Below are 12757 nucleotides of genomic sequence, written 5' to 3'. Positions count from 1 at the left end.
ATTCCGCTCTATGTCTGGGGCTTCCTCTCTGGAAGCCCCTTTTTATAGGTGAACGGAATACTAAAATTCTATATAAAATGGATGGGTGCTTTCATCCAGACAGCATTCAATTCTCTGACTGAAATTCCTGAAAGACACCATTTCCAAAGCTTGCTCAATGGGATAATACCCAACTTCCAAACTCTCTGGTGACGTTGTTAATGTTCCTCCAACTGGCTTAGCTAAAAACAGTGTATTACAGATGGACTCTTCAACATTTTGAAAGATCCCACAAAATTTCAAGACCTCAATATCCATACCTGTTTCCTCTTTCGTTTCTCTTATGGCGGCTTCTTTCAAGGACTCGCCTTCTTCGACTTGGCCCCCAGGCATTTCCCAACCTCGCCGGGGCCCCTTGATTAATAGAATTTCCCCTTGCTCATTGATTACAATCGTTGCTGCTGAGACGATGTGTTTTGGTGGTGAGAAGATTTTCTGCGTGCCATGTTCCAATCGACTTCCCCATTTCTGTTGTTTAGTAGTCTAGCTGTTTCCCGTTCTTCGGGCTTCCTGCCTGGTGCTTCCTCCATAATACCATCACATGTAAAAAAATTCCTTTTAAAGAGCGGGGCTCAAAAAGAAGGCTTCGAATAAATGAAACAATATACCTATATATAAACTTGGGGATTAAATCTCATGGAAGAACTATTATGGTAGAATAAAATAATAACCCAAATAAAGTAACCTCAGTATGTTTTATGAATTTTATTGGGACATCTTACATATTCATGTAACAGTACTAAGTAATAAGGAGGAGTGTCATTCAACTATGAAAATATCAGAATTAAAAAGAGAAGCAAGGCTTTCATTAAAAGGGAACTGGGGAACGGCAGTAGCACTTTCGTTAATCATGTTCTTGCTTACCATGGTATTGCAAACCGTCATTGAAGTGATTTTTAGTGGTGGATGGGCAGCATGGTATGAGCAGGATGTGGCACCTATAGGGGTATCCGCATTCAATACGCTTTTATCCATTTTATTAATACCGTTCTCAATAGGCGTTTACTGGTTTTATCTTGACCTGGTAAGAATGGAAAGCACATCGTTCGAGAAAGCATTTTCAATCTATAAGGATGGGAAAATGTTTTCAAAAGTGATCATTGCATCCATTGTGCAGGGAATATTCGTGTTCCTTTGGTCTTTGTTGCTTCTCATACCAGGGATTATCAAAGCTTTGGCTTATTCCCAACTGTTTTTCTTATTAAGAGATCATCCGCACTTGACGACGCTTGAAGCGATTACGGAGAGCCGAAGAAGGATGAATGGCCTTAAATGGAAATATTTTCTCATGTGCTTAAGCTTTATAGGGTGGGGAATTCTTTGTTTATTCACGATAGGAATCGGATTCCTCTGGTTGGTTCCTTACGTTGGGACAACGATGGCTGCTTTTTATAACGAATGGATAGCCTCTCAGGATGAAAATGAAATAGTGGAATAATCTTTTAGCCGGTAGCATAATTGCTGCCGGTTTTTTTATGTAAGGAACTTCATAAAATTATAGAATGGGTGGGTAAAAAGTGGTGGGATGGAAGGTTCATGGTTACTCTTGGGTATTTATCTTATAATGGTGTAGTTGCCTATTAAAGGTAAAATTAGAAATTACATAGTGGAACATGACGATTCTGGTAGAAACTTTGAAAAGATAGGGGTCGATATCATGACGGAAGTTATTGCCGTAAAAGAAATCCCGCAGTTTAAGACACGTACAGAGGAATTCAGTCCGTACGATTGGTGCAAAAAAATGCTAGAAAATGATTCTGTGATCTATCACGAGGGAACGGATACGTGGAATGCTTTTAAATATGACCATGTTAAACTTGTACTCAGCGATTACAAGCACTTTTCGAGCGTACGTAAACGGACCACGATTTCAGTTGGTGCGGATAGTAAAGAAGGGGCCATCCCTGACAAGATTAACTTGATTGGGGTGGATCCACCCTCACACCGAAAACATCGTTCGCTTTTAGCGGCTGCCTTCACACCCAGGAGCCTACAAAACTGGGAGCCTCGCATTCAAGAAATCGTGAATGAACTGATCGAGGACATAGGGGACTCTGAAATGGATATTGTCCAATCATTGACAAGCCCCCTTCCTATCATTATTATGTCTGACTTGCTGGGGGTGCCTTCTAAAGATCGATTGCTCTTCAAAAAATGGGTCGATATCTTATTCCTTCCTTTTGAAAAGGAAAAAGAGGAAGAAGTTAATAAAAAGAAGCAAATAGCCGCAAAGGAATACTATGAATATATCTATCCTATCGTTTTGGAAAAGCGCTTGAATCCAGCAGATGATATCATTTCCGATTTATTGAAGGCGGAAGTGGATGGAGAAACGTTCACAGATGATGAAGTGGTACGGACGACGATGCTGATATTGGGAGCAGGAGTGGAAACGACCAGCCACTTGCTGGCCAACTCGTTTTATTCGCTTTTGTATGATGACTCTACCGTTTATGAAGAACTGCACCAAAACCCGGAATTGGTACCACAAGCGGTCGAAGAAATGCTACGGTACCGGTTCAATTTAGTCAAATTGGATCGCACGGTCAAAGAAGATAATAATCTATTGGGCGTGGAACTTAAGAAAGGTGACGTCGTAATCGTTTGGATGAGTGCGGCGAACTTGGATGAAGCCATGTTTGAAGATCCTTTCACGGTAAACATCCACCGACCTAATAATAAGAAACATTTAACGTTTGGGAATGGCGTGCATTTCTGTTTAGGGGCACCGCTCGCCCGACTTGAAGCCAAAATTGCCCTCACCACATTCGTGAAGAAATATGCCCGCATCGAACCAGTCGAATCTTTCACTTTAGAAGACAGGCTGACCGATGCCGCGACGGGACAAGCCTTGATGTCGTTACCGATGAAGGGGTATAAAGCCTAAGATAAACCGGGACTGTCGAATAGACAGTCCTTTTTCGTATTCTGGCTTTTTCCATGTTTTATGGAACGGAATGACGTTTCAATCGTATACGTAATAAAATCACTTCTTAGGAGGCGGATAGGATGAAGATCTACAAGGAAGAGTTTCCGTCAGCCTTGACATATGGAAGATAGGGGGCCATTTTTATGGAGAAGGAAGTTGTCGTTGTAAAAAAGAAGTATTATAAAATAGGGATGGTCCTTCTGGCGCTATCCCTGATCACTTGGCTTATTCCGATAGTGGCGCCATTTACGCCTTTTTCGACAAACACAAAGGCGATGATCATTGGTGGAGCCATCATCATCGCCGAGATCATGTTTTGGATAGGAGCCATTTTGGTTGGGAAAGAAGTGGCAGCGAGATATAAAAGGTACCTCCATCCAAAGAATTGGAGAAAGAAACGGGAAGGTGAGAATCATCGAAACTGAAATGTTGAAAATATTCAATGAAGACCGAACCCATATCGGTGAAGCAACGAGGGAAGAAGTGCATAGGCTCGGACATTGGCATGAGGTGTTCCATTGCTGGTTCGTCAGTCGGGAAGATGAAGTGGATTATCTCTATCTCCAACATCGCTGTTCTATGAAAAAGGATTATCCGGATTTGTTGGACATCACGTCTGCGGGTCATTTACTGGCTCACGAAACGGTGGAAGATGGTGTAAGAGAAATTAAAGAAGAGTTAGGCATCGCGTTATCTTTTGATGAGTTGGTGTCAGTAGGGGTGATGGAAGACTGTGCGACGATGGAGCATTTCATCGATAAAGAACTGGTCCATCTATTTATATATAAGAGCACGAATCCGCTGAGTGATTTCACCTTGCAAAAGGAAGAAGTGTCGGGAATCGTGAAGGTTAAACTGGAGGATTTCGAAAAGCTATGGTTCGGTCCTATAGAAGAGATACATATTCAGGGATTCGAAATGAATGATCTGGGTCAGCGCGTTACCGTCGATCAATATGTAGGCAGGGATCGATTCGTTCCGCACGAAACTTCCTATTACGAAGGCTTGATCCAGTCGATTAAACGTGAATTAAAATAAGAAAAAAGTCAGGGATTTGATGGTTTTTGTCGAAAAATCGATATATGGAGGTTTTTCGACGAAACAAATCCCCTTTGGGAAGATATCTTTCCATTTTAAGAAGATAAACTCGCTCCTTTGATAGATAAATATCTCAGCTTATATAAGTCCTCCGGGGTAGTCAGTCCCCGTTTTGCGTCTCTAATTGCAGTAAGAATTCCTTCATTTCCAATCCGCCCCGGTATCCGGTGATTGCCCCATTTTTTCCGATGACCCGATGACATGGAACGGTGATCAGCACGGGGTTGGCCCCGATGGCCGTTCCGACCGCACGAACAGCGGTGGGTCTTTGAATCATCATCGCAATTTCGGAGTAAGAAGTGGTTTTCCCGTATGGAATCTGGTTCAATGCTTCCCAAATGGCTACTTGAAAAGCGGTTCCCCTCACATCCACAGGTAATGAAAAAGTCCGTCGTGTTCCCTCGAAATACTCATATAGTTCAGTAAGATAAGGATGTAACGCTTCTTCACTCTCCAAAAGAATCGACTGAGGAAACCGTTTTTGTATCCACTTTTCCAAATCTTCATAAGACTGACCAGGTGAACCGACATAACAGAGGCCTTTCTTCGTTTTCGCTATGTATAGATGCCATTTGTCGTATGCTAAAACCGCCCAATTAATGGTTTCTTTCATATTCCTCCTCCTTTTTTTTAGAGATTTCTTCTCTTTTTAGTATACAAGAAAGTGTACTGTAACCAACAGTTCAATGAAAATTTACATACACTTAAAAAACAAATGGTAGTATAGAGACACAAAGAAACTTTGATATTCAGGGGGAAGACACATTGGGTCACAGTAAACAAAACAAATGGAAGGACATTAAAATAGCGGAAGTTCTTCAACTAGCCTTGAATACGGCCTTGATCTTATTGGCTTTATCTTTATGCGTGTTACTTGCTAAGGAAATCTTCTATTTCATAAAGATGGCGCTTTATGATCCGGAAATACGGATAGAATTCGAACTCTTGGAACGCATTTTGATGTTCTTTTTGTATTTTGAATTCATCGCGATGATCGTGAAATATTTCAAAGAGGATTATCATTTTCCTATACGATATTTTCTCTATATTGGCATAACGGCCATGATCCGGCTCATCATTGTCTACCATGAAAATCCGGTACATACCCTTCTTTATACGTTATCGATTTTAGTGTTGATTATCGGCTACTATATCATGAGCTCCGCGACGGCACGGAAGGGAAAACTTTAACGACAAGTATAGACTAATGATGTTAGGAGCGGGACTGGATGCCTAGGGGTGTCTGGTCCTTTTTTGCTGCTTACCGGATTGAGGAGCTTCCATATTCATCGTGACCTACAATTAAACTCAGTCGCTTTTATATCCTACCAATCTCTCCAAAAGTACCAGGGGTAAAACCATGGTGCTTTTTTCCTTATTTAGAACGGGAAAGAAGAATGATATAAAAAACTCTTGCAAACAGTAATGATTACGGTTTATGATTTAAATCGTAATCATTTTGATTTATCGATAAACTAAGAAAGAGGAGAGGCAGGTGGAGAATTGATATTCGTGTAATCGGTGGGTGATACATAAAAAAATTAAAAATGGAGGTTTATATGTTGCATACATACCGGGCATTGCCACTATTCCTTTTCATGGTTTTCCTTTTGGCGGCTTGTGCTTCTGAGTCTGCAAAGGAAGGGGAAAAAGAAGTGAATGTCTTATTTAACTTTTCGACGAATTCATTGGATCCACATGTCGATACAAGTTATGTATCGCTTCGTGCAGGGATCACGGAAACGTTGGTTCATCTTAATGACGAGGATTTATCGATTGAGCCGTGGCTTGCAAAGAGTTGGAAGAGTCAGGATGGGCAAGTGTGGGAAATTAGCCTGAAGGAGGGGGTGACCTTTCAAAATGGGAAGCCGATGGACGGAAAGGCGGTGAAGGCATCTTTGGAGAGGGCGATGAAAGATAGCCTGGCCGTTAAGAATGCTTTGCGCATTGAATCAATTGAAGCGAAGGGAAATCTCCTGATCATCAGAACGGAGATGCCTTTCCCGGAATTCCCCTCTGAGTTGGTCCATCCGAATACGTCGATCATTGACGTAAAAGAACGTGATTATAGGAACAAACCGATTGGGACAGGGCCGTTTGCCGTGGCGAATTTCATGCCGGGTACTAGGGTCGATTTGGTCAGATATGATTCTTACTGGGACGGGGCCGCAAAATTGGAGACAGCCAGGTTTTCTTTCAATGAAGATGCCAATGCACGCTCTCTTGCACTGAAATCGGGTGATGCAGATATCGTCTTTCGTCCGGAGGTGGAAAGTCTCGCTGATCTGGAAGCAATGGATACCATCAAGGTGGATTCCACTCCCACGTTCCGTGTCCATCAAATAACGATGAACTTGGAAAAGAAGGCTTTGCAAGATATCCATGTGCGGAAGGCAATCGATGCGGTGATCGACCGTCCATCGATCGTCGATACGATATTACAAGGGCATGCTGAGGTGGCAAAAGGGCCATTCCCCTCCAGTTTTTCTTTTGCGCCAGATTACCCCAAGAAGGAAAGTGGCATGGAAGCGGCTCGAATGTATCTGGAAAAAGCGGGATATAGGAAAGTGGGTGGAGTCCTGAAAAGAAACGGGAAACCGCTAAAATTATCGTTGTTGACCTACAGCTCGCGGGCCGATTTACCGTTAATCGCCCAAGTTTTTCAGTCGGATGCTGGCAGATTAGGAATTGATGTGGAGATTAAACAAATCGATATACCGGAAGAATACATGGCTGCGAATCGAGATTGGGATTTAGCGACGTACAGTAATTTAACCGCACCGCGCGGAGATGCAGGATATTACTTGAATGCGACATACCATCCAAAAGGTGCCTTGAATTTCAGTGGTGTGATTGACGATCATTTGACGACACTGATCGATACGTTAAACGTAACGGTTGACCAGGACAAGCGTTCGGAATTAGCAGAGGACATTGCGATGTATGTGGATGAACAGGTGTATAATTCTTTTATTTTACATCCCAATACACTTGTCGCCTATGACTCCGATAAAGTGAAGAACTGGGTCACGTCGCGGAGTGAGTATTACATGTTGACGAATGAACTGGATGTGTTGTAAATGTTCCGCATTTTCGGACGGCGATTTCTAGAAGTGACCTTGTTTATTCTCGCCATCACGTTTGTCAGTTTTCTCTTCGTGCGTCTAGCACCAGGGGATCCGGTGCTAACGATTCTTCAAGTGGATGATGTATCCATAACAAGCGACCAAGTCGATGAGCTCCGTGAAGAAATGGGGTTTAATGATCCTTTACTTGTGCAATATGGCCGCTGGTTCATGGATTTCATCCGGATGGATTTCGGTCAATCGTATATCACGAAACAGCCTGTGATGACCATGATCATAAGCGGCATGCCCGCGACGCTGGAGTTGTCGATTGGAGCCTTGCTTGTGATGGTTAGTGTTGCCCTCCCTCTTGGCTCGCTCGCCGCATTGTACCGGGAAAGTTGGATCGATCAATTTAGCCGGACTTTCTCGATGGTGGGGGCCGCCATTCCGAGTTTTTGGCTGGGCTTGCTTTTAATTGACTTATTGGCGGTGCGATGGGGTTTGTTCCCCACGATGGGAAGGGACGGGATTCAATCCATGGTCCTTCCTTCCGTTACGTTGGGTCTTGCGATATCAAGTGCATATGTCCGTTTGATCCGTTCAAGTTTAATAGACTCGCTCAGCCACGAATTTATTAGAGCAGCCAGGTCTAGGGGGATATCAGAAACAAGAATATTCTTCTCCCATGCTTTTCGCTATAGCCTACCACCGGTCATCACGGTTTTTGGTGTAAGTCTTGGCAGCTTGATAGGCGGCGTCGTCGTGATTGAAGTGATCTTTGCTTATCCTGGTATGGGCAAGATGGTCGTTGATTCCATTCGTTCGCGTGATTACCCGGTCATCCAAGGATATATGGTGATCATGGCCATTCTGGTATTTATCGTAAATAGCGCTGTAGATGTGTCATACCGATATGTAAACCCGGAACTTAGATTAAAGGAAAAGGACGGATTGTGATGGAAGCAGTATGTGGACACCAAATCAAGCGAAAAAAGAAAGCGGCCGTTCTATTCACTATAGTGATTTCGTTGCTGGCTGTTGGAATTTACATGTATGTCTTTCATTTCTTGAAGCATGATGCAACACTCGTCAATTTGGAAGGGAGACTATGGCCTTCGAGCCTGGAACATCCGCTCGGGACGGATCATCTAGGACGTGACGTGTTAACGCGTCTGTTACTTGGTGCGAAGTTGACGGTCGGTTATGGGTTACTTGCCCTTTTGGCCATCGTGGTGGTCGGTGTGCCGTTTGGAATGATTGCCGGATTCAAGGGAGGGCTGGTGGATCGAGTCTTCATGAGGATTGCTGACGCTTTTCTTTCGTTTCCGGATACGATCGTGGCCATTGTCCTGAGTGGATTATTAGGTCCGGGAATCGGGAACTTGCTCCTTGCGATTGTCGTCGTGAAATGGGTGAATTATGCCCGGTTAGTGCGTGGTACAGTCATTGCTGAACGCCAAAAGGATTATGTCACGATAGCGAAAATAAATGGGTTGAATTCACTCCGTATTTTGCGAAAACACCTGTTGCCGCACTTGATTGGCCATGTACTTGTACTTGCAAGCCTCGATCTGGGGAAAATCATCTTGCTTATTTCCTCACTTTCCTATATCGGCCTTGGCGCACAGCCTCCCGCACCGGAATGGGGGGCGATGCTAAATGATGCCCGTCCCTATTTTCAGAACAACCAATGGCTGATGATCTATCCGGGGCTTGCGATTGCAGGGGTTGTCCTACTTTCCAATCTACTCGGAGATTATTTGCGTGATAGATTTGATGTGAAAAAGGAGGTGGGGTCATGAGCATTGTAAAGATGGAAAATCTTTCGGTTAGTTCTAAGGAAAATAGAATCGTTAAGGATATTTCCTTGGATATCCGTGAGGGGGAATGGCTCGCACTTGTTGGGCAAAGTGGGAGCGGCAAAAGCTTGACGGCCATGGCCATCGGGCAATTATTGGCTCCTAATCTTCAGGCAACAGGGGTGATCAGTTACAGAGGGGACAATCTATTGACACTATCACATTCTCAAATGCGTAAGCTCCGGGGAAAAAGTCTAGCTTATATTTTTCAAGATTACCAAGGTTCATTCACTCCGTTTCTTAGAATCGGAAAACATTTTGAAGAATATCAAAAGGCGCATCTGTCGCTGTCTAAAAAAGCTCGGCGGCAACAAGCGGTACATGCACTGAAAGCGGTGGGGCTTTCCGAAGAAATCTATCATAGATATCCCTTTCAACTTAGTGGAGGGCAGCTCCAACGGGTCTCGATTTCGCTTGCCTTGCTACTTAAACCCGATATCTTGATAGCGGATGAATCGACGACGGCCTTGGACAGTGTATCCTCTTTCAAGGTTTTACAGGTATTATCCCTGTTGCAAAAAGAAACCGGGTGTGCCATCTTGTTCATTACCCATGATTTACGCCATGTAAGGAACTATGCAGACAGGATTGCCGTCATGAAGGATGGGGAAATCATTGAAACCGGTGATAAGCACCAAGTGTTGAGCCACCCCAAGCATGCTTATACGGATCAATTGATTCGGTCATCTCCACCTCTTAGACCGAGGCATGAATCAATCACGTATGAGGTGGTGAGATGAGTCTGTTGGAAGTGAAGCACCTAACCAAAACCTTCAATGGCGGAACGGACGTACTGAAGAACATCTCTTTTGCATTGGATAGAAAGGAATGCCTAGGGATCGTCGGGGAAAGTGGATGTGGGAAGAGTACACTTGCCCGTTGCCTTTTGCAAATTGAAGCTTTCCATTCAGGAAGCGTCGTCTTCGATGGGGTGTCACTGCATGACAAAAATGAACGCCAGCTAAGACCATATCGAAAAAATATTCAGGCAGTTTTACAAAACCCTACGGCATCGTTGAATCCAAAGCTGAGAATAAAAGAGTCATTACTTGATCCTTATTTACAATACGGAAGCCAGGTGAAGATGAACCATTTTCCGTATACGGGTGAAAGGGCATTCGTCACTCAATTGTTGGAGGCCGTTGAACTTACTAAAGGAATTGCGGAACGCTATCCGCATGAACTGAGTGGAGGACAGAAGCAGCGGGTGACCATCGCCCGTGCCATAAGCATAGAACCTTCGCTCATCATATTGGATGAACCGACTTCGAGTCTTGATGTCATATCTCAAAGGGCTGTACTAAGATTATTGGATGAACTGCGGCGAAAACTAGAAATGGCTTACTTATTTATTTCCCATGATTTAGCGGCTGTACATGAAATGAGCCAAACCCTCCTCGTGATGAAAGAGGGCACGATTGTGGATAGATTTGAAAAAGAACAACTTTTCTCGCGGGCACGTCACTCCTATACACAAGATTTGATCTCCATGTTTGAGTGATTTTTTTAAGGTGTAAATCGTAATCATTTTGATTAACGAGGAACTAACAAATTGAGGAGGAGGGTATTTTGAACCATCGGTCATATTTGGCAATAGCGCTTCCCCTGACGCTTTCGACAATCACAACACCACTTTTGGGAGCAGTGGATACGGCTGTCGTGGGGCATTTACCTAATCCTGCTTACCTGGGCGGTGTGGCTGTAGGCACGATTATTTTCAACACCATGTATTGGTTATTTGGATTTTTGCGTGTCAGTACGTCAGGATTTGCCGCACAAGCACTTGGAGCAAATGATGAAAAGCAAGGGATGTTCGCTTTTACAAGACCATTTTTACTCGCGATTGCTGTGGGGTTATTCTTCATTCTCCTTCAAGGACCTATTGAAATGGCTTCGTTAGCCTTAATCGGCCCGGGAGCTGACGTGCGACAATACGCTTCTAATTATTTCACCATCAGAATATGGGGTATGCCATTTACTTTGATGAATTACGTCATTTTAGGATGGCTGATGGGGATGTCCAAAATCAAGGTTTCTTTAATGCTGCAAGTATTCATGAACATCATGAACATTGTCCTTGACCTGTTGTTCGTCACAGTATTTGCATGGGGAGTATCGGGAGTGGCCATCGCAACGCTATTATCCGAAGTGACGGCCTGTTTCATCGGGCTATTCTTCATCGTAAGAGCATTGCCAGGTATCCAAATCCCTTCATGGAGAAACCTGTTTGACCCGTTATCCTTTAAAAAAATGATGGCGGTGAACCGCGATTTATTTATCCGGACGCTCTGTCTTTTAATGGTGTTCAATATCTTTACGGCAAAAGGAGCTTCATATGGCACGGAAGTATTGGCGGCAAATGCCGTTCTCATCCAAATCCATTACATCATGGCTTACTTTTTCGATGGATTGGCCAACGCCTCAAGCATTCTTGCAGGAAAGGCAATTGGCTCGAATGATCGGTCTTTATTTAAACGGACCATTAGATTGTCATGGCAGTGGGGAATTCTATCTTCCCTCCTAATTGCAGGCAGTTATTTCGTAGGGAATGGTTGGATTATATCCTTTTTCACGAGCACACCGAGTGTTGTGGACCTAGCTACCATTTACAGCCCATGGTTGCTCTTATTTCCACTTTCAGCAAGCGTGGGCATCGTGTTTTATGGCGTTTTTACAGGGGCAACTCAAGCAGGACCGGTCCGAAATTCCATGGTGTACTCCTTACTTGTCTTTTTACTGGCTTTATATTTGTTGATTCCTGAATTTCAAAACCATGGAGTGTGGCTGGCGTTCATCCTATTTAGTTTAGGACGTTCAGTATTCTTGGTTCTCTATATTCCACAGTTAAGTCGAAAATTATTTCCTAAGAGGAGTGTTGAATTTGAAGACAATAGAATGGGCTAACAAACAAGAAAAAATCATCCATATGTATAAGGATAGTTATCGAATTTTGGTAGAGGAAGAAGATTTATCTCCCCGTAACGAGACCATCAACCGCGTTTTATCCGAGTTGGTTTCCACTTTATCTAAACCGATGAAGCAATCGGAAGCTGACGAAATTCTAGGTGATGAGGGAATCAAGCAGATACGAAAAGACATGCTGCAAAAGCTGTCTTTGGCGGAGTGCTTGATGGAAGAGTACTATGCCCAAACATTTAGGGATAAAGTGCAATCGATACATGACTTTGGTTCTTTCATCTATTGGGATAACTATGTAGAACTAATCAAGACGGAAATGGAAGAATTGAAAAGGATAAAGAGGGATGTGAATTCCTTTGCATTTGTAGGGACAGGCCCTTTACCTTTAAGCCCCTTGTTGCTCAAACAGGAAATGGGGGCTGAAATGACGTGCCTCGACCTGGATTTCCAGGCCCATGAACATGGGCGACGTTTCATTCAAGACCTGGATAGGGATGGAACGTCCGACTACATTTTGAAAGATGGAGCGCTGCATGATTATAAGGGATTGGATCTCGTTTGGATTGCCAGCCTCGTACCGAATAAAGAGGAGATAGTAAGAAGGGTTTTTGAAACGAATCCGGAAGCACTTGTGGCTATCCGCTCTGTTGATGGGATTCATCAATTGCTATATGAACCAGTTGATGCAACGAAATTCCAGACGGTTTCATGTGAAGAAGCAGGCAGGACCGTTGCAGATTCCTTCATTATTAATTCAACGGTATTTTATACATATAAGCAGTAACCGGCCGTATTCTAAGGGAAAGTCTGAATAAATATACTGGAATCACCTTTGTGCTTTCATA

At 43.5% G+C, this 12757-nt stretch carries 14 protein-coding genes; 12 read left to right on the top strand and 2 right to left on the bottom strand.

The genetic code is table 11. The features are described 5' to 3' along the window. Nucleotides 1-60 precede the first annotated feature (60 nt). Entirely contained in the window at nt 61-492 is a 432-nt protein-coding gene (locus tag AC503W_RS15605) for an NUDIX hydrolase (protein WP_427650736.1), read from the bottom strand. A gap of 316 nt (nt 493-808) precedes the next feature. Here AC503W_RS15605 and AC503W_RS15600 point away from each other — a divergent pair, with 316 nt between their 5' ends. The 4 genes from AC503W_RS15600 (at nt 809) to AC503W_RS15585 (ending at nt 4006) form a co-directional block, all read left to right on the top strand. Continuing rightward, the gene (locus AC503W_RS15600; RefSeq protein WP_494914818.1) at nt 809-1477 is read left to right on the top strand and encodes a DUF975 family protein; all 669 of its coding nucleotides are present in this window, start codon (nt 809-811) and stop codon (nt 1475-1477) included. A gap of 216 nt (nt 1478-1693) precedes the next feature. Next, entirely contained in the window at nt 1694-2926 is a 1233-nt protein-coding gene (locus AC503W_RS15595) for a cytochrome P450 (RefSeq protein ID WP_494917365.1), read from the top strand. A 185-nt stretch (nt 2927-3111) separates the two neighbouring features. After that, complete coding sequence (locus tag AC503W_RS15590; protein ID WP_494914816.1) at nt 3112-3393, top strand: transporter suffix domain-containing protein; 282 nt, start codon at nt 3112-3114, stop codon at nt 3391-3393. Next, a complete protein-coding gene (locus AC503W_RS15585) occupies nt 3374-4006 on the top strand; it encodes an NUDIX hydrolase (protein WP_494914814.1) in 633 nt (210 codons plus the stop codon). Before AC503W_RS15590 ends, AC503W_RS15585 begins: the two co-directional genes overlap by 20 nt. Before the next feature lie 160 nt (nt 4007-4166). On the opposite strand, the gene AC503W_RS15580 is transcribed toward AC503W_RS15585, so the two are convergent. Then, complete coding sequence (locus AC503W_RS15580) at nt 4167-4679, bottom strand: methylated-DNA--[protein]-cysteine S-methyltransferase (protein ID WP_427650731.1); 513 nt, start codon at nt 4677-4679, stop codon at nt 4167-4169. A gap of 152 nt (nt 4680-4831) precedes the next feature. On the opposite strand from AC503W_RS15580, the gene psiE reads away from it, so the two are divergent. The 8 genes from psiE (at nt 4832) to AC503W_RS15540 (ending at nt 12696) form a co-directional block, all read left to right on the top strand. Then, nucleotides 4832-5257, top strand: a complete 426-nt coding sequence (gene psiE, locus AC503W_RS15575; protein ID WP_402957911.1) for a phosphate-starvation-inducible protein PsiE — start codon at nt 4832-4834, stop codon at nt 5255-5257. A gap of 368 nt (nt 5258-5625) precedes the next feature. Beyond that, complete coding sequence (nikA, locus tag AC503W_RS15570; RefSeq protein WP_494914811.1) at nt 5626-7146, top strand: nickel ABC transporter substrate-binding protein; 1521 nt, start codon at nt 5626-5628, stop codon at nt 7144-7146. Continuing rightward, entirely contained in the window at nt 7147-8091 is a 945-nt protein-coding gene (nikB, locus tag AC503W_RS15565) for a nickel ABC transporter permease (RefSeq protein WP_494914809.1), read from the top strand. It abuts the gene before it with no gap. Further along, entirely contained in the window at nt 8091-8936 is an 846-nt protein-coding gene (nikC, locus tag AC503W_RS15560; protein WP_494914807.1) for a nickel transporter permease, read from the top strand. The genes nikB and nikC overlap by 1 nt, the downstream gene beginning before the upstream one ends. Beyond that, complete coding sequence (locus tag AC503W_RS15555; RefSeq protein WP_494914806.1) at nt 8933-9733, top strand: ABC transporter ATP-binding protein; 801 nt, start codon at nt 8933-8935, stop codon at nt 9731-9733. The genes nikC and AC503W_RS15555 overlap by 4 nt, the downstream gene beginning before the upstream one ends. Beyond that, nucleotides 9730-10494, top strand: coding sequence for an ABC transporter ATP-binding protein (locus tag AC503W_RS15550; RefSeq protein ID WP_494914804.1), 765 nt, complete (start codon nt 9730-9732; stop codon nt 10492-10494). Before AC503W_RS15555 ends, AC503W_RS15550 begins: the two co-directional genes overlap by 4 nt. Before the next feature lie 68 nt (nt 10495-10562). Beyond that, nucleotides 10563-11897, top strand: a complete 1335-nt coding sequence (locus tag AC503W_RS15545) for an MATE family efflux transporter (RefSeq protein ID WP_494914802.1) — start codon at nt 10563-10565, stop codon at nt 11895-11897. Then, nucleotides 11875-12696: a nicotianamine synthase family protein gene (locus AC503W_RS15540; RefSeq protein ID WP_494914800.1), complete on the top strand. Its 822-nt coding sequence runs from the start codon at nt 11875-11877 to the stop codon at nt 12694-12696. The genes AC503W_RS15545 and AC503W_RS15540 overlap by 23 nt, the downstream gene beginning before the upstream one ends. Nucleotides 12697-12757: the final 61 nt, after the last annotated feature.

It is taken from the genome of Peribacillus suis (genome assembly GCF_059384845.1).
Note: the sequence above shows the minus strand (reverse complement) of the source record. Positions and strands in the feature narration are given on the sequence as shown.

What these genes read in the sequence shown, in the direction of transcription:
- AC503W_RS15600 (WP_494914818.1), top strand. Translation starts at nt 809, where the DNA reads ATGAAAATATCAGAATTAAAAAGAGAAGCAAGGCTTTCATTAAAAGGG.
- AC503W_RS15590 (WP_494914816.1), top strand. Translation starts at nt 3,112, where the DNA reads ATGGAGAAGGAAGTTGTCGTTGTAAAAAAGAAGTATTATAAAATAGGG.
- AC503W_RS15580 (WP_427650731.1), bottom strand. Translation starts at nt 4,679, where the DNA reads ATGAAAGAAACCATTAATTGGGCGGTTTTAGCATACGACAAATGGCAT.
- nikA (WP_494914811.1), top strand. Translation starts at nt 5,626, where the DNA reads ATGTTGCATACATACCGGGCATTGCCACTATTCCTTTTCATGGTTTTC.
- nikB (WP_494914809.1), top strand. Translation starts at nt 7,147, where the DNA reads ATGTTCCGCATTTTCGGACGGCGATTTCTAGAAGTGACCTTGTTTATT.
- nikC (WP_494914807.1), top strand. Translation starts at nt 8,091, where the DNA reads ATGGAAGCAGTATGTGGACACCAAATCAAGCGAAAAAAGAAAGCGGCC.
- AC503W_RS15555 (WP_494914806.1), top strand. Translation starts at nt 8,933, where the DNA reads ATGAGCATTGTAAAGATGGAAAATCTTTCGGTTAGTTCTAAGGAAAAT.
- AC503W_RS15550 (WP_494914804.1), top strand. Translation starts at nt 9,730, where the DNA reads ATGAGTCTGTTGGAAGTGAAGCACCTAACCAAAACCTTCAATGGCGGA.